This window comes from Rhizobium sp. Root708 (genome assembly GCF_001429725.1).
Taxonomy (GTDB): Bacteria; Pseudomonadota; Alphaproteobacteria; order Rhizobiales; family Rhizobiaceae; genus Rhizobium.
In genome coordinates, this window is the sequence record NZ_LMHV01000006.1 from 1 (window position 1) to 26,895 (window position 26,895).

The window sequence follows — 26,895 nt, forward strand, 5'->3', positions numbered from 1 at the left end:
GTCAGCCGCATGCGAAACGCTCGCCCCAAGCAAAAGCAATCCCGCAAGCGCCGTCGAACTCATCAACTTGACCATGCCATTCCTCCCATCGTGCAAGTGATCGTGACGGAGGCTCCCTCCTCCGCCATCGAGACCGTCGCGTCCGAAGTACGCTGACGGCATGCGGCCTCCTAGCCGCTTCGCTATTTAAAACGATATAAGTCGCAGCAAGTCAAGCGCTCAGAAATTTCCGGTCGTGCAACGTCTAACCAGCTGATTTATTGCCGGAAATATTGCATCATCGACCCTTTGATTTTGATGGATCACGATGCAATCAGCGGCAATAAACGTTTTCGGTGACGGATTGCCTATAGGTTCGTCTGGGGTTACATAGACTTGCTCCAGATCACGAGAGGAACCCCGTGACCGACACGCCCAAGGATTTCGCCTCGCCACCCGTCCTCAAACGCGGCAAGCCGACATTGCGAACAATCTCGCAGATCACGGGCTTTGCGGTGACGACCGTATCGCGCGCTTTGAGCAACGCACCGCAGATTTCCATCGAAACCCGCAAGCGAGTCCACGAGGTCGCAGCCAACATCGGCTACTTACCCGACCGCGCGGCGCAGCGTTTGAAGACCGGACGGACCAATGTGATCAGCGTTCTGCTCGACCCGCATGAGGAAATTCTGGGCTACGGCATCTCAATCATGCATGGCCTTGCCACCGCATTGAGAGACACGCCCTATCACCTGATCATCACGCCGAATTTCGTCAACGACAGTAATGTCGACGCCGTGCGCCACATTGTTCGCAACGGCATGGCCGACGGCATCATCTTCTCGCGCACTGAGCCGTTCGACCCAAGAGTGCGGCTATTGCTTGAAAGCGAATTCCCCTTCGTCTGCCACGGGCGGACCGAGTTTTCGACCGAACATTGCTACGTCGATTATGACAATTTCAGCTTCGCCTACGAGGCGACGAAGTGGCTCATCAAGCGCGGTCGACGCAAGCCGCTGATCATCTTGCCGCCGAAGCGCCTGACATTCTCGCAGCATCTGCTGCACGGCTTCATGACCGCCGTTCGGGAGGCTGGGGTCGCCTACGAAATTCCCGAGGAAATCGATCTCGATTGTCCCGTCGAACAGATCAGAAGCTACATGAGCGCACGTGCCGGACAGCCGAATGCGCCCGATGGTTTCGCCTGCGGCGGCGAGGTTTCGGCACTCGCCACCATCACCGGAATGAGCGATCACGGGCTGACGCTTGGCGGGGAATACGATGTCGTCGCGAAGCGCACATCGAAGCTGCTCAGCCAGATCCAGCCAAAGGTCGAGACAATCTACGAAGACCTGAGGGAGGCCGGCGAACAGATGGGGCGGGTGCTTCTGGCGCGGATCGCGGGCGATGACAGCGCCGACAGGCAGGTCTTGCTCAAGCCCCAGTTCAATTTCTCGGATATGACCGATCAGCCATGAGGGGCGATGGCGATCTGCTCCCTGCGGAAGGCATCGGGTGTCCGTGACGTCCACTTCCTGAAGGCGCGATAGAACGCGCTCGGCTCGGAGTAGCCAAGCTGGGCCGCGATGTCGGCGATCGCAGCCGATGTATCGGCAAGCTTGCTCATGGCCAGATCCCGCCTGATGTCGTCCTTGATCGCGGCGTAGCTCTGTCCTTCGGCGTGCAGTCGGTGGCGCAGTGTCGACGGAGAACTCCGCATGTCTCCGGCCAGCGTCGCAAAGTTCGGCCATACCGTCGGCGGCATTTGCCCCAGCTTGCGGCGGACGACAGCTGCTGTGCCGGCATCGTAGCGATAGCGAACAAGGATGTTCGCCGGCGCCGCCTGCAAGAACTGTTTCAACGCATCCTCGCTGCGGGAAATCGGTAGATCGAGGAGGGCACGATCAAACCCCAGGCGGCTGCAGGTTTGCGAGAAGCGGACAGGCGCTCCGAAGAACAGGCGATAGTCCGCTCCCTGCTCGGGTTCAGCGCATCGGAAATCGACGAGCCTGATCGGCAGACGGCGGCCAACCAGCCAGCACGCGATGCCGTGAAGAATGATCCAGTAGGTGCGATAGGCGAATGCCGACCGCGCCGGGCCGGAATCGCTCAACTCGATCAACGCAAGGCCATCGCGCACGACCAGCGCGCCGCGCGGATCGTCCAGGACCACATCCATGAACCGCAAGGCCCGACGCAGTGCCTGCCCCAGTGTCTCGGCATGCAGGACGCAATGGCACAACAGGGTGAAGCTGCCGCTGCGCATCGGACGCCCGCCCATGCCAAAGAATTCATCGTCAAGCTCGGCTGCAATCGCCAGCCACAGTGCGCCATAGCTCTCGGCGGAAACAGGTTGCGTTACCGCGGACGGCAATCCCGCCCGCTGCAGAGCGGGCCCGACCGGCCTGCCCAATCGCCGCAAGCTGTCGAGTGCCTCCTCGACAAAAGCCGGCGCGATCATTCTTCGGTCTAGATCGTTCAAGTCGGCGCTCCTATGGCAAAACTGGCCGGAATATCGAAGCATTTTTGTCATCGATTGCAACAATCGCGCGGCGTACTATCTGACTGCGAGGGCGAATGGGAGTGAGCCGTGCAGATACGTGGAGGAACATTCATCGTCACGGGAGGCGCTTCCGGGCTGGGCGCCGAGTGCGTGCGGTCTCTCGCACGACAGGGAGCCAACGTCGTTGTTTGTGACGTTCAACCGGCTGTGGAAACGGCCGACGACGGCGGGGCCATTCGCTACCTTCAAACCGACGTGACGAGCGAGACGGACGCTGAGCGCGCGGTCGACGCAGCGCTTGAGTGGTTTGGCGATCTTCGTGGCCTCGTCAATTGCGCCGGCATCGCTCCGGCCGAAAAGATCGTCGGGCGCGACGGCCCGCATGCGTTGGATAGTTTCCGCCGCGCCGTCTCGATCAACCTCATCGGCACCTTCAACATGATCCGGCTCGCCGCCTTTGCGATCGAGAAGCGCCCAGCCGACGCAAGTGGCGAACGTGGCATTATCATCAATACAGCTTCCATCGCCGCATTCGAGGGCCAGGTCGGCCAGGCAGCCTATGCCGCCTCCAAAGGTGGCGTGGCGGCGATGACGCTTCCGCTGGCGCGAGAACTCGCTCGCTACGGCATTCGCGTGGTGACCATCGCACCGGGGATTTTCGAGACACCCATGATGGCCGGCATGCCGACCGAGGTCCGGGAGGCACTTGGCAGGAACGTGCCGTTCCCGCCTCGTCTCGGCAGGCCCGCGGAATTCGCCGCGCTCGTCACTCACATCATCGAGAACAGCATGCTGAACGGCGAGACCATCCGCCTGGACGGCGCGCTGAGAATGGGGCCGCGCTGAGCGTGACAGGAGGACAAGCTTTGAGAATTGACCCCACCGTCATCGTCGGCTCGGCCCGAACGCCCATCGGCAGCTTCCAGGGCAATTTCCGCGATCTCAAGGCACCGGATCTTGGCGCCGTCGCTATCCGCGCAGCACTTGAGCGGAGCGGCCTTCCGCCTGAAAGCATCGACGAGTTGGTATTTGGATGCGTCCTCTCGGCCGGACAGGGACAGGCCCCGGCGCGCCAAGCCGCGATCAAGGCGGATCTGCCATTTGCGACCGGAGCCACGACGATCAACAAGATGTGCGGTTCCGGCATGAAGGCGGCCATGATCGCCCATGATCTCATCGCCGCCGAGAGCGCATCGCTGGTTGTGGCCGGCGGCATGGAAAGCATGACGAACGCGCCCTATCTCCTCGATAGGGCGCGCGGCGGCTACCGGCTCGGCCATGACCGCGTGATCGACCACATGTTTCTCGACGGGCTGGAGGACGCTTACGACAAGGGTCGGCTGATGGGAAGTTTTGCCGAAGATTGCGCCGAAGCCTACCAGTTCACGCGGGAGATGCAGGACGCCTATGCAATAGCCTCGCTTGCGAGGGCGCAGAAGGCCATTGCCGACGGCAGCTTCGAGGCGGAAATCGTCCCGGTTTCGGCCAAGGCAGGCAAGGAAACCCGAACTGTCGATCGGGATGAACAGCCCGGCAAGGCTAACCTCGAAAAGATACCGCAACTGAAGCCCGCATTCCGAGACGGCGGAACGGTAACGGCCGCCAATTCGAGCTCCATTTCGGACGGTGCAGCGGCGATCGTCATGATGCGCGCCTCGCAGGCGGAAAGAGACGACATCCGGCCGCTTGGCAGAATTGTCGGACACGCCACGCACTCCCAGGCGCCCAACCTGTTTGCCACCGCGCCCGTCGGAGCGTTGACGAGACTGTCGGAGAAGATCGGCTGGTCCCTCAGGGACGTCGATCTGTTCGAGATCAACGAAGCCTTTGCGGTTGTGCCGATGGCGGCGATGAGGGAACTCGACCTGCCCGCCGACAAGGTCAATGTCCACGGCGGAGCCTGCGCCCTCGGCCATCCGATTGGTGCATCCGGCGCACGGGTGATCGTGACGCTTCTCGCAGCGCTTGAGCGCTACGATCTGAAACGTGGCATGGCTGCCGTCTGTATCGGCGGCGGCGAGGCCACGGCGATCGCTATCGAGCGACCATAGGAGAGCCTGGTGATCCTGTCCGAACTCCAGCAACAGATTCGCGATCTAGCCCATGACTTCGCCGTCGAGCGTCTGGCGCCCGGCGCGGCCGCACGCGACCGCGAGCATCGTTTCCCGCGTGAAGAACTCAAGCAGATGGGCGAACTCGGCTTGCTTGGTATGTTGTTGCCCGAAGCCTATGGCGGCTCGGAGACGGGCACGCTCGCCTACGCCGCCGCGCTCGAGGAAATCGCCGCCGGTGATGGCGCCTGCTCGACGATCATGAGCGTCCATAGTTCCGTCGCCTGCGTTCCGATCCTGACATTCGGATCCGAAGAGCAAAAGGAACGCTTCCTGCCGAAGCTTGCGACGGCAGAATGGATTGGCGGATTTGCCCTGACGGAGCCACAGGCCGGTTCTGAAGCGTCCAACCTGAAAACGCGGGCGCGGCGCGAGAAAGACCACTATATCCTTGACGGCTCCAAGCAGTTCATCACCTCAGGCAAAAACGGACAGGTGATCATCGTCTTTGCGGTCACCGATCCGGATGTGGGAAAGAAGGGAATAACTGCCTTCATCGTGCCCACGGATACGCCCGGCTATCAGGTGATCCATGTCGAGGACAAGCTTGGCCTGCATTCGTCGGACACCTGCCAGATCGCCTTTGACGGCATGATCATCCCCGCAAGCCTACGGCTTGGCGAGGAGGGACAGGGTTATCGCATCGCGCTTGCCAATCTGGAGGGCGGCCGGATCGGCATAGCGGCACAGGCTGTCGGCATGGCGCGGGCTGCCTTCGATGCGGCGCGCAGCTATGCCAGCGAGCGCATCGCGTTTGGGAAACCGATCATCCAGCATCAGGCAGTGGCGTTTCGTCTTGCCGACATGGCCACCCAGATCGAGGCGGCACGACAACTGGTTTATCACGCCGCCGCCTTGCGGGAGGCGGGACAGCCCTGCCTGTCAGAGGCTTCGATGGCGAAGCTCTTTGCATCCGAAATGGCCGAGCGTGTGTGCTCGGACGCCATCCAGATTCATGGTGGCTACGGTTACATCGTCGACTATCCGGTTGAGCGCATCTACCGCGATGTTCGAATTTGCCAGATTTACGAAGGAACAAGCGATGTGCAGCGGATGGTGATTGCACGCAATCTCTAGATGCGCACCACGCGCGCCGTTGTCTGGAGGAGATAACGGGTCACTAAAGGGAGGAAATGACATTCATGACGGACAATGCCCCGTTGAGCCTGCATGTCCCGGAGCCGGCTGTTCGCCCCGGCGGGCAGCCTGATTTTTCGAACGTGAAGATCGCACGCGCCGGCGCGGTGGCGCGTCCCGAAATCGATGTTGCGCCCGAGGATATTCGCGACCTCGCCTACTCGATCATCCGCGTTCTCAATCGCGAGGGGCAGGCGGTTGGTCCCTGGGCAGGACAATTGTCCGACGAAGAGCTGCTGGTCGGCCTGCGCAACATGATGAAACTGCGCGCCTTCGACACGCGAATGCTGATGGCCCAGCGACAGGGCAAGACGTCATTCTACATGCAGCATCTCGGTGAAGAGGCCGTCAGTTGCGCCTTTCGCAAGGCGCTGGAGAAAGGCGACATGAACTTTCCGACCTACCGACAGGCCGGATTGCTGATCGCCGACGACTATCCGCTCGTGACGATGATGAACCAGATCTTTTCCAACGAGGCAGACCCTCTGCACGGGCGACAGATGCCCGTCCTGCACTCCTCCAAGGAGCACGGCTTTTTCACCGTTTCGGGCAATCTCGCGACGCAGTACATCCAGGCCGTCGGCTGGGCGATGGCTTCGGCGATCAAGGGCGATACGCGCGTCGCTGCAGCCTGGATCGGCGACGGATCGACGGCGGAATCCGATTTTCATTCCGCGCTGGTCTTCGCGTCGACCTACAAGGCACCGGTCATCTTGAACATCGTCAACAATCAGTGGGCGATCTCGACATTTCAGGGCATCGCGCGCGGCGGTTCGGGAACATTCGCAGCCCGTGGGCTGGGGTTCGGCCTGCCGGCGCTGCGCGTCGACGGCAACGACTATCTCGCCGTCTATGCCGTTGCTCGCTGGGCCATCGAGCGGGCGAGGCGCAATCTCGGCCCGACCTTGATCGAGTACGTGACCTATCGCGTCGGCGCGCACTCGACATCGGATGATCCAAGCGTCTACCGACCGAAGACCGAGTCTGAATCCTGGCCGCTTGGGGACCCCGTGCTGCGGCTGAAGAACCATCTGATCGTAAAGGGCGTCTGGTCGGAAGAGCGCCATACCCAGGCTGAAGCCGAGATCATGGACGAAGTGATCGAAGCGCAAAAGGAGGCGGAAGAACACGGAACTCTGCATGCTGGCGGACGACCGTCGGTGAGGGACATCTTCGAGGGTGTCTATGCTGAAATGCCGCCGCATATTCGTCGGCAGCGCCAGAAGGCGGGATATTGATATGGCCCGGATGACAATGATCGAGGCAGTCCGCAGCGCGATGGACATATCCATGGAGCGAGACGAGAATGTCGTGGTTTACGGGGAGGACGTCGGCTATTTCGGCGGCGTGTTTCGCTGCACGCAGGGCCTGCAGGCGAAATACGGCAGGACACGCTGCTTCGACGCTCCCATCAGCGAATCCGGCATCGTCGGGACAGCAATCGGTATGGCAGGCTATGGCCTCAGACCATGCGTGGAAATCCAGTTCGCCGATTACATGTATCCGGCTTACGACCAGATCACCCAGGAAGCCGCACGCATCAGGTACAGGTCGAACGGTGACTTCACCTGCCCGATCGTGATCCGTATGCCGACCGGTGGCGGCATCTTCGGGGGGCAGACACACAGTCAGAGCCCGGAAGCACTATTCACGCATGTGTGCGGACTGAAGGTTGTCGTTCCGTCCAATCCCTATGACGCAAAGGGCCTGCTGATCTCGGCCATCGAGGATCCCGACCCCGTCATGTTTCTGGAACCCAAGCGGCTCTATAACGGGCCGTTCGATGGACACCATGAGCGACCGGTGACCCCCTGGTCGAAACACGACCTCGGCGAGGTCCCCGAAGGCCACTACACGATCCCGATCGGCAAAGCCGAGATCCGCCGCACCGGATTCGCCGTCAGCGTGATCGCCTATGGGACCATGGTCCATGTGGCATTGGCCGCAGTCGAGGAAACAGGGATCGACGCCGAGGTCATCGATCTGAGAAGTCTCCTACCCCTGGATCTCGACACGATCGTCCAGTCGGTGACGAAGACCGGACGCTGCGTCGTTGTCCACGAGGCGACACTTACATCGGGCTTCGGTGCTGAGATCGTGGCGCTGGTTCAGGAGCATTGCTTCTACCACCTTGAAACACCTGTTGTGCGGGTCGCTGGCTGGGACACGCCCTATCCGCACGCCCAGGAGTGGGATTATTTTCCCGGACCGCTCCGCGTCGGGCGTGCACTGGCCGAAGTGATGGAGGCTTGAGCATGAGCGAATTCGTGATCAAGATGCCGGATGTCGGGGAAGGCGTCGCTGAAGCAGAGCTTGTCGAATGGCATGTAAAGGCCGGAGATCCGGTTCGCGAAGACATGGTGATCGCTGCCGTGATGACCGACAAGGCGACGGTGGAAATCCCCTCGCCCGTGGCCGGCACTGTCGTCTGGCTGGCCGCCGAGGTCGGCGAGAAGATCGCTGTCAGAGCGCCTCTCATGCGGATCGAAACCTCTGCCGGTGCGACACCTTCCGCGCCCGCAGCAGCCGACAAGCCCTCACCTCCCCCTGAACCGAAGACACCTCCCGCACCGGCGCCGAAAAAGATCGCCGAGACGCCTGCGGCCACAACCCCTTCCACGCCCAGTCAGGAACCGGCGGAGCGGCCGGTCGCATCGCCGGCGGTTCGGCTGTTCGCCCGTGAACGCGGCGTTGACCTTCGCCAGGTGAAGGGGAGCGGTCCGGCAAATCGAGTGTTGCGCGAAGACGTAGAGCGGTGGCTTGCTCGCGGGCCACAGTCTCCTTCGGTCCCATCAGGCAATGCCCAGAAGACGGCGACCGAAGAGATCAAGCTTACGGGACTGCGGCGGCGAATCGCAGAGAAGATGTCGCTTTCGACATCGCGAATTCCGCACATCACCTATGTCGAGGAAGTCGACATGACGGCTCTCGAAGAGCTGAGGGCAACGATGAACCGCGACCGCAAGGAAGAGCAGCCCAAGCTGACTGTGTTGCCCTTCATCATGCGGGCGATCGTCAAGGCGGTTGCCGAGCAGCCGACACTCAACGCAACGTTCGACGATGAAGCCGGCGTTCTGACGCGCCACGGCGCTGTCAACATCGGGATGGCGACGCAAACCCCGGCGGGCCTCGTTGTCGCGGTCGTCAAGCATGTCGAGGCGCGGGGCATATGGGACTGCGCGGCAGAGATGAGCAGGCTCGCGGACGCGGCGCGGGGTGGCACCGCCACCCGCGACGAGTTGAGCGGCTCCACCATCACGGTCAGTTCGCTCGGCGCCCTTGGAGGCATCGCCTCGACGCCTGTCATCAACCACCCCGAAGTCGCGATCATAGGCATCAACAAGATCGCCATCAGACCGATCTGGGATGGCTCGCAATTCATACCGAGGAAAATGATGAACCTCTCTTCGAGCTTCGATCACCGTATTGTCGACGGGTGGGATGCAGCAACATTCATCCAGCGTATCCGGGTGTTGCTGGAGACGCCGGCCCTCATTTTCATGGAAGGCTGATCGATGAAGGAGATCACCTGCAAACTTCTGATCATAGGGTCCGGCCCCGGCGGCTATGTCTGCGCGATCCGGGCCGGCCAGCTCGGCATCGACACGGTCATCGTCGAGGCCGCCAAGCCCGGCGGCACCTGCCTGACGGTCGGATGCATACCATCGAAAGCGCTCATCCACGTCAGCGAGCAGTTCTTCGACGCAAAACGGATGGCCGCCGGCAACAACACCTCCGGTATCACGGTCCAGCAACCAGCGATCGACTTCGGCAAGGCCGTGAGCTGGAAGGACGGGATTGTCGGAAAGCTGTCTGCCGGCGTCACGACGCTTCTCCAGAAATCAAACGTCAAGATCGTTCACGGCACCGCGACGTTTCGTGACGGCAAGACTGTCGAGATTGACACCGAGGTCGGCCTGCAGCTGGTCCGGGCCGAGACGATCGTGATCGCGACAGGATCGGAACCCGTGGAGCTTGCCGATATCTCTTTTGGAGGTCCCGTTATTTCCTCGAGCGAAGCGCTCGCGTTGCGCGAGGTGCCGCAGAAGCTGGTGGTCATCGGTGGCGGCTACATCGGCCTGGAGCTGGGGACCGCCTTTGCCAAACTCGGTTCTGAGGTCAGCATCGTTGAAGCAACGAGGCAATTGCTTCCGCAATACGACGCTGAACTCGTACGGCCTATCGCCCGCAGGCTCGCCGACCTTGGCATTCGCGTTATGACGTCGACAAAGGCTACGCGTGTTTCGAACGGCGCGCTGATCGTTAGCACCGCCGAAGGCCGGGAAGAGCAACTGGATGCCGACCGCATTCTCGTTGCGGTCGGTCGAAAGCCGCGGGTAACCGCAGCCGGCTTGGAAGAACTGGACCTTGATCGTGCCGGTCCGTTCATCCGCATCGATGATCACTGCCGGACCTCGATGCGCGGCGTCTACGCGATCGGCGACGTAACCGGCGAACCGATGCTGGCCCACAAAGCGATGGCACAGGGGGAAATGGTGGCGGAGATTGTCGCAGGTCGCAAGCGCGCCTGGGACAAGCGCTGCATTCCGGCGATCTGCTTTACCGATCCGGAGATCATTTCCGCGGGCCTCACGCCCGCCGAAGCGCGCAGCCAGGGCTACGATATCGAAATTGGCCAGTTTCCATTCAGTGCGAACGGACGCGCCCTGACGATGCAATCGGAGGAGGGGTTTGTGCGCGTCGTCGCCCGCAGGGACACCAATCTGATCCTTGGCCTGCACGCTGTCGGGCAAGGCGTTTCGGAGCTTTCGGCAGCCTTCTCGCTGGCGATCGAGATGGGCGCAAGGCTGGAAGACATTGCCGGAACCATTCACGCGCATCCGACGCGCAGCGAGGCATTTCACGAGGCGGCATTGAAAGCGCTCGGGCACGCACTGCACATCTAGACGAGCGCGGCCGCCGCAATCGGCGGCCGCGCTTTTTCTTACTGCTTCAGTTCGCGGATCGTCAGAGCGGGATTGTGCGCGAAGAAGTTATGGGGCTCGATGTGGATCGTCTTCCATTCGGTCGACATGACGGGCCAATCCTCCATGCGCGGAATGTGATGGAAGCCGGCCGTGAACCACGTCACGATATCCTTGCCCATCAGCGGCTTGTTGGCCTTTACCCATTCCGGCAGCGTGTCGGAACCGTCGCTCTGCATCGCATACTTGCCGCCCGCATACTGCTGATCGATGTTGTAGACGGTGTTCCAGACCGAATACTCGATGTAGGCATTGCGCTTCATCGGCGGATCCTTGGCGAAGTCGAACGGGCCGTAGGCAACATCGCCGTGATGGATCATCCAGCCGGGTTCCTGCCCGAGGTAGCCTTCACGAGACGGATCGGAGATCATGAAGTACCGCGGCTTCATTGCCGATAGCTGATAGCGCGCCTCCATTTCCGTCTTTGGCATGGTGTGCTGGACAGCCCACATCGATCGCCGCGGGTTCTTGGCATCGACCTTCGCAGGCACGATGTCCATCGTTCCGAAATGATTTGCCGGCTGGTCGACATCGAAGTCGATGCGGAAGTTGAAGTAGTGGTCATGGTTCGCAGCCACCAGGTTTGGTGCGATCAGCGTGCCATGGGCCGTGTCTTCCGTAGCCGTCGGATCGTTCATCGACGTCGATGCAACGCCCTTCACGGCATCCAGGCCGGTGGCGCCGATCATGATGCGGATCTGACCATCCTGCTGCAGGCGGTAGTCCATCAGGTAATCGTAGTTGCCCACTTCCGAGGCAGTCCGCACGACAAGCTCCGTCGCCGGTCTGCCTTCCGCCGGAATTGGCTTCTCCGGCGTTTGCGCGAAGACTTCGAAGTGGCGCCAGGCCGGATCACCGATGCTGCGCTCGAAGACGCAGATTGCGTTCGGAATGGTCAATGGATTGCCCTTGTCGTCAGCGATCGTCGCGGGCATGAAGGTTGCATAGTCGGGGCAGTCGATGCCGGCGCGCAACGGGCTGAGGAACAGGCCAAAGCCGTACTCTCCGCTGTCCATATAGGTTCGCCAGTACCAGCCCTCGGTCGGATCCATGTAGGGGACGAACACTTCCGACAGGTGCGACTGGTAGATCACCGAACGCCACTTGTCGGCGTCCTTGACATCGAGATTGGAGACGACAAGACCGGGGCGCTTGTCGACGCGGAAGTTCATGCGCCAGATATCCCATTCGAGATGGCTGCCTGAGATCTTGTAGTTCGGCCCGCCGGGCTGGGAAAGCTTCGCGGGGTTCATTTCCGGCCGCACCGGCTCGCGCTCGGCGACTTCCTTTTCGGTATAGCCCCAATTGTCCTTCGGCCCCTCGATGACGCCGGTATCGATGACGCGCAGCACCTTCTTCTTGCCGATGTCGTAGACCGCGAACAGTCCCTCGATCGGCTTTGCGTAGTAGTTCGATCCCTCCGGCACCTGGTAGCAGGGCACCTTCATCAGGCGCGAGTTTTCGTATTCGTCGGTGAAGAAGTTGCCAGCCGTCAGCGGCAAACAGAAAGCTTGTTCGGGCGTCAGACCACGCTTCTTGAGGCCGGCGATCATATCGGGATTGGCAAGCGCACCCTGGAGGGCATCCATGAACTCCGTGAAGAGTACCATTGGCTGGCCCTTGATCGCCGTCGTGCTTTCAACGGTGCCCTTGGTGATGTTGACGACCGCTTCCTTGAAGCCCTGCGGGCTCGTCAGCTGGACCTTCGCCTCCCGGTCGAGCTGGTCGCCCTCTTTCCAGGAAAGAACCTTTTCCTTGGTCGGCTCCTTGAGTTCGATCAGCGGGTAGAGCGTGTTGTCGTCGACAACCTTCTGATCGCGCAGGATCTTGTTGATCTTTTGATATTCCTCCGCTGTCAGCCCATCCAGCGGATGAGCCATTGCAGCCGGCGCGCCTAGCGCCACGAGCAAGCCGGCCGAAGCCAGATATCGCCTTATGTTCATCGCATCCTCCCTATCGTATGCCGTCAATGATCAAGCGAATACCACCTGGATATTCGTGTATTCCTGCAGCCCCTCTTCGGCGAACTCGACGCCGAAGCCCGAGGCTTTCACGCCGCCGAACGGAGCGTTCGGCTGAATGGCGCCATGCTTGTTGATCCAGACCGAACCGCATTGCATGCGCGCGGCAACCGCCTTTGCCGCTGCAATGTCGGACGACCAGACCGAGCCGCCGAGGCCATTGGCGCTGTCGTTTGCAAACGCGACGGCCTCGTCGACACTCGTGTATTTGATGACCGGAAGCGCCGGCCCGAACTGCTCCTCGTCGACGAGCGGGTCGCCATTCTTGAGGCCGGCAATAATGGTCGGCGGGAAAAACAGGCCTTCGCCGGGCTCCCCGCCAAGCAACACCGCGCCGCGCTCCTTGGCATCGCGGACGAGACGCGAAAGCTTTTCGAACTGCATGCGGTTCTGTACCGGGCCGAGGACGCTGCCTTCCTCCAAGCCGTTGCCGACCGGAATATTGCGTGCATAGGCAACGACGGCGTCACAGACGGCATCGTGGATCGACTCATGGACATAAAGGCGCTTCATGGCCGCGCAGGTTTGTCCGTTGTTGATGAAGGCGCCCCAGAACAGGCCCTCGGCAATTGCCTGCGGATCGGCATCGGGCAGAACGATGCCAGCGTCGTTACCACCAAGTTCGAGCGTCAGGCGCTTCATGGTTTCGGCGGCGGAGCGCATGACTTTCTGGCCTGTCGCGCAGGAGCCGGTGAAGACGATCTTGCTGATATCAGGGTGGGCGGACATGGCTGCGCCGATGTTGAAGGCGCCGTCATCGCCGGTCACGACATTCAGGACGCCCGGCGGCAGAACCTCGTTCATGATTTCGACAAGCCGGAGGGTCGCGAGCGGCGTCAGCGGCGAAGGCTTGATGACGACCGTATTGCCGGTGCGAAGGGCCGGCATGACATGCCAGATCGCAATCATCACCGGGAAGTTCCAGGGCGTGATCGAGCCGACGACGCCAAGCGGCTTGCGGTGAAGTTCGATATGACCTTCGCTATTGTCCTGCAGGATTTTCGGCGGCAGCGAAAGGGCTGTCGTGTATCCCGCCCAAGCAACGGTTCCTCCCAGCTCCCAGCGCGAGCCGAGACCGTTCAGCGGCTTGCCCTGTTCGAGGGTAATGAGGCGCGCGAGTTCCTCGGCGTGGGCCTCGATACGCGCGGTGACAGCTGCGCATGCGGCCTGCAGTTCCTGATCGCTCTTCGCCGACCATGCCGGAAATGCCGCCTTGGCAGCGGCTACGGCTGCATTCAGCTCTTCCGCACCCATGTTCGGCGCGCGAGCGACCTCGGCCCCCGTGGCCGGATTCAGCACACTGAAGCTGCGCTCGCCGGTGATCGGCTTTCCGTTGATCGTCGCCGTATGAACCGTCATGTTCTTCCTCCTCCAGAGACCGGCGGCAAGCCAGTCATTCGACAGGGGAGACTATGCAAAGAGATGTTCAGCGACTTGGACGCAACCGTCGGCGTCGTTGGACAATTCCGTCAATGGCAGCGGACCGCGCTGCCCGGCGTCAGGCCATATTTCTTGCGAAACTCGCGATAGAAATAGGAAAGGTCGTTGAACCCGCAATCATAGGCAATGCCAGCGATGCCGTTCTTGGAGTTGGTGGTTGCCAGGCGCGTTCTGGCAAGCTCCAGCCGGCGAGCGAGGAGGCGATGGCGCGGTGTTTCGCCGAGCGCCTCGAAATGCCGCTGCAGCATGCGTTCGGACACATTCATGCGCCGCGCCAATTCGCTGGCACCGAACGTCGGATCCGCGCAATTGAGGTCGATCATCGCCAGGGCTCGGGAGAGAAGCGTTTGGCTGGATCGCGCCTGCTCCCCTTTCTCCATGCCCTGAAGATATGCGCCCATCAGGCTCAGCAGTGCCTCGCTCAACTGCTGCGTGGCGAAAGGCTCTTCCAACAATTTGGTTATTACCGCGCGCATCGCCAGCCAGAGTGGGTCGCTCTGGCTAAAGCCAACGCCGCCCGTACACATGGCGCCGAAGCGGTGCACCATTTCGGCTCGCGGCATATGAATGGAAAGCTGGCTTGAGCGCGCACCGTCGTAGACAAAGGACGACGGCTGGACGGAGTCTACGAGAAACATGTCGCCCGGCGACAGGCGCGTGGAACGCTCGCCCTGATCGATCCGGCAGTGACCCTCATCCTGGATCAGCAGGAAGAGATGTTCTCCCGGATCCTGGCGGATAGCCCGCGCACCGCGCGCGACATGGCGCGCATCAAGGGCAACCACGACGGTGTCGAAAAACCCTATCCGCCGCGTGGAAACGTCGCCCGCCACGACGCCGGTTGGCGCCATCGGCTCCAAATCGAACACGCCGCAGGCCTTGCGTATCCTGGCTTCAAGATCCTCCACCGCCATCGGTGTATGAACCGGTGTGACCAATGACTGCATCATCCCCTCCCTGGTCTCTGCAGATTGCTCTAATCTAGCACTTTACCCCTGATTAATCTTCGTCCACCCGCCCGCTTTCGCAGCGCGTCGCAACAGCTCGCATGGCGGCGTCGCCAAGCCGTCCCGGGACAACTGCTCCAGGCGATCGACGACATCGTTCAGGCCGAGATATTCGGCATAGTGCATCGGCCCACCTCTCCATCGCGGGAAGCCGTAGCCATGGATTTTAACGAGGTCGATGTCCGAGGCTCTAAGGGCGATACCCTCCTCGAGTATCGCTGCGGCCTCGTTGACCACAGGCAATATGATGCAATCCGCGATCGCCTCATCGTTCCATTCCCGCTGGGCCACTCCCAACGCGGCTTCGGCGATCACCGACGCCACCACAGGCGAAGGCCGCGGGGTTCGATCTCCCTTCGCGTAGTCGTACCATCCGCCGCCGGTCTTCTGGCCAAACCTTTCCATCTCGCAGAGCCGGTCTGCGATCGGCGCAAACGGTGTCTCGCCGCGGGCACGCGCGGCCCGACGTTGAAAACCGGCAATGTCGAGCCCGCCGAGATCCTGCGCTTCGAGCGGCCCCATTGGCAATCCGAAAGCCCGCATCGCAGCATCGACCGCCGCTGGCGTCGCACCCGAAAGCAGCAGCCTCTCCGCCTGCGCGCGTGTCACCTTGAGGATACGATTGCCGATGAAGCCATCGCAAATCCCAGCCCGTACGGGAATCTTCCCGAGGACTCGCGCCAGCGAAAAAGCCGTCGCCACAACCTCCGGCGCCGTGTCTCGCGTCGGCACGATCTCGAGCAGTTTCATGACATGCGCGGGACTGAAGAAATGCAGCCCGAGGAAGCGATCCTGGCCGCTGATCTGCGCGGCAATCTCCTGAGGATTGAGATAGGAGGTATTGGTTGCGAGAATTGCGTCCTCGCGGCAATTTTCGGCCAGCAGTGCAAAAACCTGCCGCTTGATGTCGAGATCCTCGAAAACAGCCTCGATCACAAGATCGGTGTCGGCGAGTGCCCCGTAGTCGGTTGTCCCCGTCACGCCACCGATCTTTTCGGCGGCAGCGCTCGCGCTTATCCGGCCCTTCTTGGCCGCGCCCTCGTAGATCGATTTCAGATTGGACAGGCCGCGTGCGACTGCACTTTCATCTTTTTCCACCAGTATGACCGGCAGGCCCGCGTCACGCAGTGTCGCGGCAATCCCGGCCCCCATCGTTCCCCCGCCAACGACGGCGGCCGACCGTATGTCCCGCGCCCGAACACCTACAAGTTCCGGAGGGCGAGCGGCGCCACGCTCGGCGAAGAAGACATGCCTCAGCGCAGCAGCCTGGGCAGAACCGCGCAGGGCAAGAAACGTTTCCCGCTCAAAGGCCATTGCCGCATCGAAGTCGGTCTCTGCAGCCTTCCTGATGCAGGCGAGTGCTCGTAGCGGCGCTTCCTCGCGCTTGGCACGAGCCGCGACTGCCTTCGTCGTTGTCTCCCAGAAGCCGTCATCGACGGCGGCAACTGCACGGTTTCGGAGGGGCAGCGGCAAGGTGTGCGGCAAGGCTGCCCCCGCGAAAGCGACAGCGCCATCCTCGAGATCATGCTCGATGAGGGCATCCACCAGACCTTGCGAACGGGCTTCGGTTGCGCTGATTGCCTTTCCTGTCGTCACGAGATCCGCGGCGAGCGCCGGGCCGACGAGACGCGGCAGCCGGACCGTGCCGCCCGCTCCCGGCACGATACCAAGCCGGACCTCCGGCAGCCCGAGGGTGGCGGAAGCAACGGCGACGCGGAAACGGCAACCAAGGGCAACTTCAAGGCCGCCGCCGAGCGCGCTGCCATGAAGTGCCGCCACCCATGGCTTTCTGGACGCCTCTATCCGCGCAACCACGTCAGGCAGATGCGGAGGGACCGGCGGCTTTCCGAACTCGTTGACATCGGCTCCGGCAATGAAAGTCCGCCCGGCGCAAATCAAAACCACAGCTTGAACATCATCGTCGTGATCGAGCGTTTCTACAGCGGCAAAGAGATCCTGACGCAGTGCTTGCGACAGCGCATTCACCGGGGGATTGTCGACGGTCACGACGGCGATTCCGTCGCTTTTTTTGATAGCAAGATTCATCATCATCTCCCCCGAGAGAATAGGTAACGCTGGTTCTCGTTCAGGCCGCCTTCGGGCGACGCCACATGACAATTCGGAAGCGGTTGGAAACGAAAGCGGCGTCGGTCAGGCTGGCATTGCCGGCCGGATTGGCACCCGTGACATGGAAATCGCTGAACGCAGCACTCTGGTTGACAAAAATGCCGCCGGTCAGATTGATCGAAAGGTTGACGCCGGCTTTGGTAAACGCGGCGATAGCAGCGTCGATCCGACGCTCGTCGTTGTCGTAAAGCGCAGCAGTGATCGCCCCCTTGCGGCGGGCGAGGCTTGCAGCCTTTTCGATGCCCGTCGCTGCATCGGCGACGGCGACCATGAAGGCGATCGGACCAAAGCGTTCTTCCTCATGGGCATCCGTCTTGTCGGTATCGACGGCAAGCACAAGCGGCGTTGCCGTGCGCGCATCGCCGGTCGTGACCGGAGCAGAGTCACGAACGATCCTTCCGAGGCTGCGGGCTTCATCGATCCGGGCCAGGGTCGCGGGATTGGCGATCGCGCCACAAACACCGACAGAGCGTGCGGGATCTGCAAGGAGTTCATCGATTGCTGCGGCAATTCCCCTCGCCACTTCATCAAAGCTCTTGTGGCCCTGATCCGTTTCGATGCCGCTCCTCGGAATGAAAATGTTCTGCGGCGCGGTGCACATCTGGCCGCTGTAGAGCGAAAGCGAAAAAGCGATGTTGGCGCACATGCCGGCGAAGTCGTCCGTCGCCGCGACGACAATCGAGTTCACGCCCGCTTCCTCGGTATAGACCTGTGCCTCGCCGGCATTCCGGCGCACCCACTCGCCGAAACTGTTCGAGCCGGTGTAGTCGACAATCGATACCGCCTCATTCTTTACGAGGTCGCGGGTGATTTCGGCTCCCGACGCGTCTGCTGCCAGAAGCACGATATTGGGATCAAACCCCTGTTCGGCGAGCACTTCGCGAATGACAGAAACGGTGATCGCCAACGGCAGGATGGCACCCGGGTGCGGCTTGACAATAATGGGGTTGCCGGTCGCCAGGCTGGCGAACAGGCCGGGATAGCTGTTCCAGGTCGGGAAAGTCTGGCAGCCGATGACCAGCGAAATACCGCGCGGCACGATCCGCCAGTGCTTCTCCAGGACGATAGGATCGCCCTTGCCTTGCGGCTTGGTCCAGATAGCCTGTCCCGGCGTGCGGGTCATTTCCGCGTAGGCATAGGCGACGGCCTCAAGGCCACGGTCCTGCGTATGTGGTCCGCCCGCCTGAAATGCCATTGCAAACGCCTGTCCGGTCGTATGCATGACAGCATTGGCGATTTCGAAACTCATGCGATTGAGGCGGGTGAGAACCTCGATGCAGAGGCCGACGCGCGTTTCCACCGACGCCCCCGCCCAAGCGGGCGCCGCAGCCTGCGAGGCCGCGATCAACGTATCGACATCGGCAGCCGGATAGATGATGCCGAGCGCTCCGCCAAACGGCGAAACTTCGGCACCGACCTCAACTGTCCCCGGATGGCCGGACAGAGCAAAAGGCTTGCCAAGGCGGGCATTATAAGATGCCAGACCATCGCCCTTGGCGGTTTCGCCATAAATCTTTCCGCTTGGGATTTCAGGATAGGCCGACCAATAGCCGCGCTCCCGCGCCGCCTTCAAGGCAGCAGCAAGCGTCGGCTGGTGGCGGTCAAAAACGGCATCCATCACATGTTCCTCTCATGCTGTGGATTTATAATTGACCGGCCGGTCGGTTTATGCAAGAGTTTTTTCCATGAACCGCCCGATCCTGGCGGTACTGGAGGAAACATGTCCGAATCCGACACCGTCCTATCGGCCTTTGCCGATGGCGTTCTCACGCTGACGCTCAACCGGCCAGACAAACTCAACGCCTTCAACGAAGAGATGCATCTGGCACTGCGAGCCGGCTTCGAGCGCGCGCACCAGGATGCATCCGTGCGTTCGGTGTTGCTGACAGGCGCCGGTCGTGGCTTCTGCGCCGGACAGGATCTCGGCGACCGCGATCCGCGCAAGGGCGGGGCGGCTCCGGACCTCGGACGGACGATCGAGCTTTTCTATAACCCGTTGATCCGCCTGATCAGGACACTCGAGAAACCTGTCATCTGCGCGGTCAACGGCGTTGCCGCAGGCGCAGGCGCCAATATCGCACTTGCCTGCGATATCACGCTGGCGGCGCGCTCCGCGCGCTTCATTCAAGCCTTCGCCAAGATTGGCCTCGTGCCCGATTCCGGCGGCACCTGGAGCCTACCTCGGCTCCTCGGTGAAGCGCGGGCTAAGGCTTTGGCGCTGACAGCCGAACCACTCGACGCAGAAACGGCGGCAAATTGGGGCCTTATCTGGAAAGCGGTGGATGACATCGCGCTTCTCGATGAAGCAAAGGCTCTGGCGGCCAAACTGGCAACCGGACCGACAAAGGGCCTCGGCATGACCAAGCGCGCCATCCAGGCGGCAGCGACCAACTCGCTGGACGAGCAACTGGAACTCGAACGCGATCTCCAGCGCGAGGCAGGGCGCAGTGCAGACTATGCCGAGGGCGTGGCCGCGTTCCTGGCAAAGCGGAAGCCGGAGTTCAAGGGACAATGACGGATAGGCTCCTCCTGACTGCGCAGGAACTTGCGGAAGCCTGTGCGGATGCGATGTGGCGTGAGGACAATGCCACCCGCCACCTCGGCATGGTAATGGAGCGCGTGGCGCCCGGAACGGCTGTGATCTCCATGATCGTCAAGCCTGAGATGACCAATGGCCATGGAACTTGCCACGGTGGATACATCTTCGCACTGGCCGATTCCGCCTTCGCCTTTGCCTGCAATACCTACAACCAGCGCACCGTCGGGCAGCACTGCTCTGTCACCTACATCGCGCCGGCATTTACGGGTGACCGGTTGATCGCCTCCGCGCGCGAGGTTTCGCGGCGCGGCCGGGGCGGCATCTACGATATCAACGTGACCAATCAGAACGGCGAGCACGTTGCCGAGTTCCGCGGCCACTCGCGCACCGTCAAGGGCACTCTTTTGCCGGGAGAGGCGTAGAGCCGCCGGCCACTTATTTTCGGAGGAGACACATATGGAAGATCTATCACCCCGTCCCAGCGATCTAGACGCGCTCGAGACCGCCTCGCGCGACGAGATTATCGCACTCCAGCTCGAACGAATGAAATGGTCTCTCGCACACGCCTACGAGAACTCACCTTTCTATCGTGCACGATTTGACGAGGCGGGCGTCCATCCCTCCGATCTGAAGTCGCTGGCCGATCTGGCGAAGTTCCCGTTCACGACCAAGAAGGATCTTCGCGACACCTATCCCTTCGGCATGTTTGCCGTGCCACGGGAGAAACTGGTGCGCATCCATGGGTCTTCGGGGACCACAGGCAAGCCGACCGTCGTCGGCTACACCCAGAAGGACATCGATATCTGGGCGGACATGGTGGCCCGCTCCATCCGCGCCGCCGGCGGCCGGCCTGGCGATATGGTCCATGTTGCCTACGGCTACGGGCTGTTTACCGGTGGTCTTGGTGCGCATTATGGCGCCGAACGCCTCGGCTGTACTGTCGTTCCGATGTCGGGTGGCATGACGGAGCGGCAGGTCACGCTGATGCAGGATTTCAAGCCACGCATCATCATGGTAACGCCCTCCTACATGCTCTCGATTCTAGACGAGTTCCGCAGGCAGGGTATTGATCCCCGCGAAAGCTCGCTGGCCGTCGGCATCTTCGGTGCCGAACCCTGGACCAACGCGATGCGCCATGAGATCGAGCAGTCGTTCGACATGCACGCGGTCGACATCTATGGCCTCTCGGAGGTCATGGGCCCGGGCGTTGCCAGCGAATGCGTCGAGACCAAGGACGGGCTGCATATATGGGAAGACCACTTCTATCCCGAGATTATCGACCCGGCGACCGGCGAGGTTCTTCCGGATGGCGAAATGGGCGAGCTTGTCTTCACGACATTGACCAAGGAAGGCCTGCCGATCATCCGCTATCGCACCCGAGACCTGACGCGGCTGCTGCCCGGTACGGCACGCTCCATGCGCCGCATCGAAAAGATCACCGGCCGCTCCGACGACATGATGATCCTTCGCGGCGTCAACGTCTTCCCGACGCAGATCGAGGAGCAGATCCTGAAGTGTCACGGTCTGGCACCGCATTTCCAGATAGAGCTCAGCCGCGCCGGGCGCATGGACCAGATGACTGTTCACGTCGAGTGCACGCCTGACGCGGCCGACGAAATCGCGCGTGCCACCTCGGCAAAATCCCTCGCCCACTACATCAAGAGCGTCGTTGGTGTTACCACCAAGATCGAGATTCGCGACCCGGGCGGAGTCGCACGCTCCGAGGGCAAGGCAAAGCGGGTGGTCGACAACCGACCAAAGGAATGAATGCGGCGCTTCCCGGGATGACGATCACTCCGGGAAGCTCTGATCAAGGGTTTCGAACCCATCGCGTGGAGGGCGCGTCGGACGAAATAGGAACACAGGGATAATATGGCACGAACGCGCGCGATCGACTTTGAAGAGAAACAACGCAGCCTGTTGAGCAGCGCCGCTGCCGTCTTTGCGGAGATGGGAATGGAGAAAGCCTCCATGGCCCACATCGCTTCACGCAGCAACGTCTCCAAGGCCCTGCTCTACCACTATTATCCGAGCAAGGATGCGCTGATCTTCGACATCATTCGCAATCATCTGGAAGATCTCGAAGGCGCTGTTGCCTCGGCCGACAACCCGGAGCTCGCTCCACAGGAGCGACTTCGGCTGCTGGTTCGGCAGGTTCTTGAGAGCTATCGTGGCGCCGACAATGAGCACAAGGTGCAGCTCAACGGCACCGACGCGCTATCTCCCGAACAGCGCGACGAACTTCGCGCCATCGAACGCCGGATCGTCAAGCGTTTTTCCAACACCATCATAGAGATCAACCCGGATCTCAACACTGACAAGCCGCTGCTTATGCCGGTGACGATGTCGCTCTTCGGCATGATGAACTGGGTCTACATGTGGTTCCGTCCCGGCGGCCCGATCAGCCGCGACGAATATGCCGATATCGCGACGACGTTGATCCTCGAAGGCGTCAAGGCCGTTCGCTGAACGGCATCATTCATCAAACTTCAATCGTTCCAGGATCAGCGGATCATATTCCGGTGCCACGATGCGCCGGCGGTCTGTCTCCTGCTCGGTGAGCGGTTCGACAGCCTGCAGCTTGTCTTTTGCTTCGAGAGCCAGGCGCTGGTAGACGCCCGTGCCCTGTCGCTTCCAGGCGATTTCCTTCTCGCTCAGTTCGCGAATGACCCGCGCCGGCGCGCCGACGGCGAGGCTGTTCGGTGGGATTTCGGCTCCGGCCTTCACGAAGGCCATGGCGGCAATGATCGAGTTTTCTCCGATCACCGCCTCGTCCATGACAACCGCGTTCATTCCCACCATGGCGTTCCGGCCAATCCGGCAGCCGTGCAGCACGGCGCCGTGGCCGATATGGCCTTCTTCGCCGATCACGACTTCGACGTTGGGGAAGCTGTGAACGACGCAGGTCTCCTGAACGTTGGAGCCGCGCTCCAGCACAATGCGCCCGAAATCGCCTCGCAGCACGGCGCAGGGGCCGACATAGCAGGCCGGTCCGATGATGACGTCGCCGATCACCACCGCGGCGGGATGGACGAAGGCCGCCGGATGGATGACGGGCACGACGCCGTCATAGGAATAGACCTGCGCCATCTCGATCAATCCCTCGTCTTGGCGACCATCGTCAACACGTCGTATTGCGCGACAGTCGCACCATTCTGGTTGGTCACCCGGCAATCCCAACGCACCTCACCATGCTCGGCGCCGATCCGCGGATTGATCTCCTTGCAGGTCAATTGCACCTGCAGCGTATCGCCGGGGTTGACGGGAGTAAGGAAGCGCAGGTTGTCGACGCCGTAATTGGCAAGAACCGGGCCGGGCGACGGATCGACGAAAAGACCGGCGGCAAAGGAGACGATCAGGTAGCCATGGGCAACACGTCCATCGAAGAACGGATTGGCCTTGGCTGCCTCCTCGTCCATGTGGGCATAGAAGGTATCGCCGGTGAAGTTGGCGAAGTGCTCGATGTCCTCAAGCGTGACGGTGCGTGTGCCGGTGACAAGTTGGTCGCCGATCCTGAGTTCAGCGAGCGACTTGCGGAAGGGATGTTCACCGTCCTTACGGACATCAGCATCGGAAACCCAGCGGCCGGTCACAGCCGAGAGAAGCGTTGGTGATCCCTGCACGGCGGTTCGCTGCATGTAGTGCTTGACGCCGCGAAGCCCACCGAGTTCCTCGCCGCCGCCGGCACGACCCGGACCGCCGTGCACCAGACCCGGCAGCGGCGAACCATGGCCGGTGGAGGTCTTGGCGCTGACACGGTTGCCGATCAGCACGCGACCGTGGAACGGAGCCAAGCCAAGGACGACCTCTTCGGCGAAGGCCGGATCGTTGGTGAAGACTGAGGAAACAAGGCTTCCCTTGCCGCGGCGTGCAAGATCGACGGCCTCCTCGGCGCTGTCGTAGGGCATCACGGTGCTGACCGGACCGAAAGCCTCGACGTCGTGAACGGCCCGCGCCTCCCACGGCTTGTCGCAATAAAGGAGAACCGGATTGAGAAATGCACCGGCCTCAGTGTCGCCCGAGACAACACGGGGGTTGTCCGGATCACCAGCAACGATCTCGGCATCGGCTAGAAGATCGCGGATGCGGGAGCGGACCTCATCGCGCTGGGCAAGGCTTGCAAGCGGACCCATGCGGACATTCTCATCTGCGGGATTGCCAAGTGCGGTCTTGCCAAGGCGCTCACCGAGCGCGGCTACCAGAGCGTCGCAATGGGCGCGGGGCGCGATGACGCGGCGGATGGCCGTGCACTTCTGGCCGGCCTTCGCCGTCATTTCGCGGGATACTTCCTTGACGAAAAGATCGAACTCCTCGGTCCCTGGCGCCGCGTCAAGACCGAGGACAGAAGCGTTGAGGCTGTCCGCCTCCATCGTGAAGCGCACCGAATTCTCGATGACCGCCGGATGAGTCTTCAACTTACGGCCGGTCCAAGCCGAGCCGGTGAAGGTCACGGCGTCCTGTCCGTCGACATGGTCCAGCAGATCGCCCACGGAGCCGCAAATCAGTTGCACGGCGCCCTCGGGAAGCAGACCCGTCTCGACCATGCGACGCACGACCAGTTCGGTCAGATAGGCCGTCTGGCTGGCCGGCTTGACGATGGCAGGCATGCCGGCGAGCAGGGTCGGCGCAAGCTTTTCCAACATCCCCCAGACCGGGAAATTGAAGGCATTGATGTGGATTGCGACACCTTGCAGCGGTGACAGAATGTGCCGGGCAGCGAAAGTGCCGTCGCGCGACAGGGGTTCCACGTCGCCGTCGACAAGTACGCGCGTGTTCGGCAGCTCACGCCTGCCCTTCGAGGCATAGGATAGCAACGTGCCGATGCCGCCATCGATATCGATCCAGCTGTCGGTTTTCGTAGCACCGGTTGCCGAGGAAAGGGCATAGAACTCTTCCTTGCGATCCATGAGTGCCTGGCCGAGAGCTTTCAGCATCGCCGCGCGCTCATGGAAGGACATGCGGCGCAAGGCCGGGCCTGCCTTCTCGCGGCCATATGCGAGGGACGCGGCAAAGTCGAGGCCGGTGGAATCGATTGTCGCCACGGGGGCTCCCGTCGACGCATCGAGCAACAGCGCACCATCCTTCGTACCGGGAACCCAGCGGCCATAGACGTAGCTTTCAAGCCGCCGCGGCGGGTTTACCAGAACGTTCATTGTCTTATCCTTCCGGGTCAGTTCAGATTAAGCGCAGCAAGCTGCGCATCGACAGCTGCCTGCCATTCGGTCAGCAGCGCCTCATTGGGAGTATGGCGGAGGCCGAAGCGCGCCAACGTTTCGTAGCGGGCCGAACCGGAGTGTCCGAAGCTCGCGGCGACACGCAGGCGCCAATAGGCGATCGCTTCCCGCGCCTGCGATACTCCGCCTTCCGTCTCGGCAATCCGCCTCAAGCCCTCGATGCCAAGCTCGGTATGATGCGCTTCGCGCGGTAGAATGGCGCGAAACACTTCGGCAAGCGGTTGGTAGGAGGCGTGGGTAAGCTCGCGGAGCTGGATGGTACTTGCGGCGCCCATCAGCACGTTCATAACGACGGCATCGACCCAGCCGTGCAGGGGATAATGGAAGACCGACAGGCGCATATCGCCGCCTTGACGTGCCGCGCCGATATCAGCATCGCGCGTCAGCCGGGCGTCCCAGGGATGATGGACGGCATAGCGGCCGGTGTCGGCGCCGAAGCTGCCCATGATCTCGAGCACGCGGCCGGCGTGGTCGGTCTTTTCGAGCACGATCTTGGCAGACGCGATGCGCTCCTTGATCCCCGGCGCATCATTGATCGCGTCGGCAAAGCCAGCCGCACCCGCAAGTTCGCTGTCGACAAAACTCGCCATCAGGCGCAGGAGTTCGCCGCGATAGCGCGGGGTCACGTTGTCAGGCGACGTCAGCACGCCACCCTTCAACAGATACTCTTCGATCGGCATCGTATCGGACATCGGCAATTCCTCCCTCGCTTTCGCGCCTTACTGGTCGTAGCTCACCACGACGCGGTCGCTCAGCGGATAGCACTGGCAGGTCAGCACGTAGCCCTGGCGCACTTCGTAATCCTCGAGGGCATGGTTGACCTCCATCTCGGTCTCACCCTCGATCACCTTCGCCCGGCATGTGGAACAGACGCCCGCCTTGCAGGCGTAAGGCGCGTCCATGTTGTTCTCGATAGCCGCTTCCAGCAGGGTCTGCCCCTGCTTCGGCATCTTGAAGACGCGGGTTGCGCCATCAAGAGTGACCGTTGCCTCACACGCCGCGCCTCGATCTGCCGAGGCAGCGCCTTCCGTCTTCCGGCGGGCCCGGCCCGGCTGCGACGAGGCGAAAAGCTCGAACTTGATCTGCTCCTCGCGCATCCCGTGATCGCGAAGAGCGGCCGCGGTTGCCAGCATCATCGGTTCCGGACCGCAGATGAAGGCGGTGTCGACGGATTTCAGGTCGATCCAATGCTTGAACAGTGCCGCGCACTTGTCGGTGTCGATGCGGCCGGTGAAAAGATCGATATCCTGGGCTTCGCTTTCCAGTACATGCAGAATGGAAAGGCGGCCGAGATAGGTGTTCTTCAGATCGTCCAGCTCTTCGCGGAACATGATCGAGCTGATCTGCCGGTTTGCATAGACCAGCGTGAAGCGAGAATGGGGCTCACGCGAAAGCGTGGTCTTGATGATTGACAGCACTGGCGTAATGCCGCTGCCGGCCGCAAACCCGAGGTAGCTCTTGGAGATCTCGGGTTCGATCGCCGTAAAGAACGCGCCCATCGGCGGCATCGCCTCCAGCGTATCGCCAATCCGCAGCTCTTCGTTGGCCCAGGTCGAGAAGCAGCCGCCGTCGACCCGCTTGATTCCGACCCTCAACACACCTTCGTCACGCCCGGCGCAGATCGAGTAGGAGCGGCGCAGCTCCTCGCCATCGAACTTGCGGCGGAACGTCAGGTACTGGCCCTGCGTGAAATCGAACGCGTTGCGGTCCTCGTCCAGCGGAGCGAGCGTGACGACCACGGCATCGCGCGTCTCGCGCTTGACGTCGGTAACCTGAAGAGAGTGGAAACGTGCCATATTGCGGACCTCACTG

Annotated in this window: 22 protein-coding genes; 12 read left to right on the forward strand and 10 right to left on the reverse strand. The window is 61.7% G+C overall.

Going from position 1 to position 26,895, the window contains the following annotated elements; genetic code table 11:
- The first annotated feature begins 401 nt into the window (after window positions 1-401).
- A complete protein-coding gene (locus tag ASE04_RS06205; RefSeq protein ID WP_056813691.1) occupies window positions 402-1,457 on the forward strand; it encodes a LacI family transcriptional regulator in 1,056 nt (351 codons plus the stop codon).
- Here the strand turns inward: ASE04_RS06205 and ASE04_RS06210 are convergent.
- Window positions 1,448-2,512 (reverse strand): AraC family transcriptional regulator, encoded by a 1,065-nt coding sequence (locus ASE04_RS06210; protein ID WP_056813698.1) that lies wholly within the window; start codon window positions 2,510-2,512, stop codon window positions 1,448-1,450. The genes ASE04_RS06205 and ASE04_RS06210 overlap by 10 nt on opposite strands.
- 57 nt (window positions 2,513-2,569) lie before the next feature.
- Between ASE04_RS06210 and ASE04_RS06215 the strand changes: the two genes are divergently transcribed.
- The 7 genes from ASE04_RS06215 to lpdA all read left to right on the forward strand — a co-directional run bounded on the left by ASE04_RS06215 (window position 2,570) and on the right by lpdA (window position 10,637).
- Window positions 2,570-3,328, forward strand: coding sequence for a 3-hydroxyacyl-CoA dehydrogenase (locus tag ASE04_RS06215; RefSeq protein ID WP_056813701.1), 759 nt, complete (start codon window positions 2,570-2,572; stop codon window positions 3,326-3,328).
- 20 nt (window positions 3,329-3,348) lie between these two features.
- Window positions 3,349-4,533, forward strand: coding sequence for an acetyl-CoA C-acyltransferase (locus ASE04_RS06220; RefSeq protein ID WP_056813703.1), 1,185 nt, complete (start codon window positions 3,349-3,351; stop codon window positions 4,531-4,533).
- A 9-nt stretch (window positions 4,534-4,542) separates the two neighbouring features.
- Entirely contained in the window at window positions 4,543-5,670 is a 1,128-nt protein-coding gene (locus ASE04_RS06225; protein ID WP_056813706.1) for an acyl-CoA dehydrogenase family protein, read from the forward strand.
- 65 nt (window positions 5,671-5,735) lie between these two features.
- Window positions 5,736-6,968 carry a 3-methyl-2-oxobutanoate dehydrogenase (2-methylpropanoyl-transferring) subunit alpha gene (locus ASE04_RS06230; RefSeq protein WP_056814073.1) on the forward strand — a complete coding sequence of 411 codons (1,233 nt, stop codon included), beginning with the start codon at window positions 5,736-5,738 and terminating at the stop codon, window positions 6,966-6,968.
- Window position 6,969: 1 nt separating this feature from the next.
- Window positions 6,970-7,983, forward strand: coding sequence for an alpha-ketoacid dehydrogenase subunit beta (locus ASE04_RS06235; RefSeq protein ID WP_056813710.1), 1,014 nt, complete (start codon window positions 6,970-6,972; stop codon window positions 7,981-7,983).
- Between the two features lie 2 nt (window positions 7,984-7,985).
- Window positions 7,986-9,242: a dihydrolipoamide acetyltransferase family protein gene (locus ASE04_RS06240; protein ID WP_056813713.1), complete on the forward strand. Its 1,257-nt coding sequence runs from the start codon at window positions 7,986-7,988 to the stop codon at window positions 9,240-9,242.
- 3 nt (window positions 9,243-9,245) lie between these two features.
- Complete coding sequence (gene lpdA / locus ASE04_RS06245) at window positions 9,246-10,637, forward strand: dihydrolipoyl dehydrogenase (protein ID WP_056813715.1); 1,392 nt, start codon at window positions 9,246-9,248, stop codon at window positions 10,635-10,637.
- 38 nt (window positions 10,638-10,675) lie between these two features.
- Here the strand turns inward: lpdA and ASE04_RS06250 are convergent, their stop codons facing one another.
- The 5 genes from ASE04_RS06250 to paaN form a co-directional block, all read right to left on the reverse strand.
- Window positions 10,676-12,658, reverse strand: a complete 1,983-nt coding sequence (locus tag ASE04_RS06250; protein ID WP_200960689.1) for a copper amine oxidase — start codon at window positions 12,656-12,658, stop codon at window positions 10,676-10,678.
- Window positions 12,659-12,688: 30 nt separating this feature from the next.
- Window positions 12,689-14,095, reverse strand: a complete 1,407-nt coding sequence (locus ASE04_RS06255) for an aldehyde dehydrogenase family protein (protein WP_056813719.1) — start codon at window positions 14,093-14,095, stop codon at window positions 12,689-12,691.
- A 110-nt stretch (window positions 14,096-14,205) separates the two neighbouring features.
- Window positions 14,206-15,123 carry a helix-turn-helix domain-containing protein gene (locus tag ASE04_RS06260; protein ID WP_056813722.1) on the reverse strand — a complete coding sequence of 306 codons (918 nt, stop codon included), beginning with the start codon at window positions 15,121-15,123 and terminating at the stop codon, window positions 14,206-14,208.
- 42 nt (window positions 15,124-15,165) lie between these two features.
- Window positions 15,166-17,229 (reverse strand): 3-hydroxyacyl-CoA dehydrogenase NAD-binding domain-containing protein, encoded by a 2,064-nt coding sequence (locus ASE04_RS06265; RefSeq protein WP_056814078.1) that lies wholly within the window; start codon window positions 17,227-17,229, stop codon window positions 15,166-15,168.
- Window positions 17,230-17,269: 40 nt separating this feature from the next.
- Window positions 17,270-18,928 carry a phenylacetic acid degradation protein PaaN gene (gene paaN / locus ASE04_RS06270; protein WP_056813725.1) on the reverse strand — a complete coding sequence of 553 codons (1,659 nt, stop codon included), beginning with the start codon at window positions 18,926-18,928 and terminating at the stop codon, window positions 17,270-17,272.
- 102 nt (window positions 18,929-19,030) lie between these two features.
- Here paaN and paaG point away from each other — a divergent pair, with 102 nt between their 5' ends.
- The 4 genes from paaG to ASE04_RS06290 all read left to right on the forward strand — a co-directional run bounded on the left by paaG (window position 19,031) and on the right by ASE04_RS06290 (window position 22,318).
- A complete protein-coding gene (gene paaG / locus ASE04_RS06275; protein WP_056813726.1) occupies window positions 19,031-19,825 on the forward strand; it encodes a 2-(1,2-epoxy-1,2-dihydrophenyl)acetyl-CoA isomerase PaaG in 795 nt (264 codons plus the stop codon).
- A complete protein-coding gene (paaI, locus tag ASE04_RS06280) occupies window positions 19,822-20,271 on the forward strand; it encodes a hydroxyphenylacetyl-CoA thioesterase PaaI (RefSeq protein ID WP_056813729.1) in 450 nt (149 codons plus the stop codon). The genes paaG and paaI overlap by 4 nt, the downstream gene beginning before the upstream one ends.
- A 34-nt stretch (window positions 20,272-20,305) precedes the next feature.
- Window positions 20,306-21,616 (forward strand): phenylacetate--CoA ligase PaaK, encoded by a 1,311-nt coding sequence (paaK, locus tag ASE04_RS06285; protein WP_056813734.1) that lies wholly within the window; start codon window positions 20,306-20,308, stop codon window positions 21,614-21,616.
- Between the two features lie 105 nt (window positions 21,617-21,721).
- The gene (locus ASE04_RS06290; RefSeq protein WP_056813737.1) at window positions 21,722-22,318 is read left to right on the forward strand and encodes a TetR/AcrR family transcriptional regulator; all 597 of its coding nucleotides are present in this window, start codon (window positions 21,722-21,724) and stop codon (window positions 22,316-22,318) included.
- 6 nt (window positions 22,319-22,324) lie between these two features.
- Here ASE04_RS06290 and ASE04_RS06295 read toward each other — a convergent pair whose 3' ends face one another.
- The 4 genes from ASE04_RS06295 to paaE are packed head-to-tail and all read right to left on the reverse strand — an operon-like array spanning window position 22,325 to window position 26,879.
- On the reverse strand, window positions 22,325-22,939 hold the full coding sequence (locus ASE04_RS06295) for a transferase hexapeptide repeat family protein (protein ID WP_056814081.1): 615 nt from the start codon (window positions 22,937-22,939) through the stop codon (window positions 22,325-22,327).
- 5 nt (window positions 22,940-22,944) lie between these two features.
- Window positions 22,945-25,002: a phenylacetic acid degradation bifunctional protein PaaZ gene (gene paaZ, locus ASE04_RS06300; RefSeq protein WP_056813739.1), complete on the reverse strand. Its 2,058-nt coding sequence runs from the start codon at window positions 25,000-25,002 to the stop codon at window positions 22,945-22,947.
- Between the two features lie 17 nt (window positions 25,003-25,019).
- Entirely contained in the window at window positions 25,020-25,775 is a 756-nt protein-coding gene (locus ASE04_RS06305) for a Phenylacetic acid catabolic protein (protein WP_056813743.1), read from the reverse strand.
- A gap of 27 nt (window positions 25,776-25,802) precedes the next feature.
- Window positions 25,803-26,879, reverse strand: a complete 1,077-nt coding sequence (gene paaE, locus ASE04_RS06310; RefSeq protein ID WP_056813744.1) for a 1,2-phenylacetyl-CoA epoxidase subunit PaaE — start codon at window positions 26,877-26,879, stop codon at window positions 25,803-25,805.
- Window positions 26,880-26,895 lie beyond the last annotated feature (16 nt).

Coding starts and splice junctions, on each gene's coding strand:
- ASE04_RS06210 (WP_056813698.1), bottom strand. CDS start 2,512: ATGACAAAAATGCTTCGATATTCCGGCCAGTTTTGCCATAGGAGCGCC.
- ASE04_RS06230 (WP_056814073.1), top strand. CDS start 5,736: ATGACGGACAATGCCCCGTTGAGCCTGCATGTCCCGGAGCCGGCTGTT.
- ASE04_RS06235 (WP_056813710.1), top strand. CDS start 6,970: ATGGCCCGGATGACAATGATCGAGGCAGTCCGCAGCGCGATGGACATA.
- ASE04_RS06240 (WP_056813713.1), top strand. CDS start 7,986: ATGAGCGAATTCGTGATCAAGATGCCGGATGTCGGGGAAGGCGTCGCT.
- lpdA (WP_056813715.1), top strand. CDS start 9,246: ATGAAGGAGATCACCTGCAAACTTCTGATCATAGGGTCCGGCCCCGGC.
- ASE04_RS06250 (WP_200960689.1), bottom strand. CDS start 12,658: ATGAACATAAGGCGATATCTGGCTTCGGCCGGCTTGCTCGTGGCGCTA.
- ASE04_RS06255 (WP_056813719.1), bottom strand. CDS start 14,095: ATGACGGTTCATACGGCGACGATCAACGGAAAGCCGATCACCGGCGAG.
- ASE04_RS06260 (WP_056813722.1), bottom strand. CDS start 15,123: ATGCAGTCATTGGTCACACCGGTTCATACACCGATGGCGGTGGAGGAT.
- ASE04_RS06265 (WP_056814078.1), bottom strand. CDS start 17,229: ATGAATCTTGCTATCAAAAAAAGCGACGGAATCGCCGTCGTGACCGTC.
- paaN (WP_056813725.1), bottom strand. CDS start 18,928: ATGGATGCCGTTTTTGACCGCCACCAGCCGACGCTTGCTGCTGCCTTG.
- paaG (WP_056813726.1), top strand. CDS start 19,031: ATGTCCGAATCCGACACCGTCCTATCGGCCTTTGCCGATGGCGTTCTC.
- paaI (WP_056813729.1), top strand. CDS start 19,822: ATGACGGATAGGCTCCTCCTGACTGCGCAGGAACTTGCGGAAGCCTGT.
- paaK (WP_056813734.1), top strand. CDS start 20,306: ATGGAAGATCTATCACCCCGTCCCAGCGATCTAGACGCGCTCGAGACC.
- ASE04_RS06290 (WP_056813737.1), top strand. CDS start 21,722: ATGGCACGAACGCGCGCGATCGACTTTGAAGAGAAACAACGCAGCCTG.
- ASE04_RS06295 (WP_056814081.1), bottom strand. CDS start 22,939: ATGGCGCAGGTCTATTCCTATGACGGCGTCGTGCCCGTCATCCATCCG.
- paaZ (WP_056813739.1), bottom strand. CDS start 25,002: ATGAACGTTCTGGTAAACCCGCCGCGGCGGCTTGAAAGCTACGTCTAT.
- ASE04_RS06305 (WP_056813743.1), bottom strand. CDS start 25,775: ATGTCCGATACGATGCCGATCGAAGAGTATCTGTTGAAGGGTGGCGTG.
- paaE (WP_056813744.1), bottom strand. CDS start 26,879: ATGGCACGTTTCCACTCTCTTCAGGTTACCGACGTCAAGCGCGAGACG.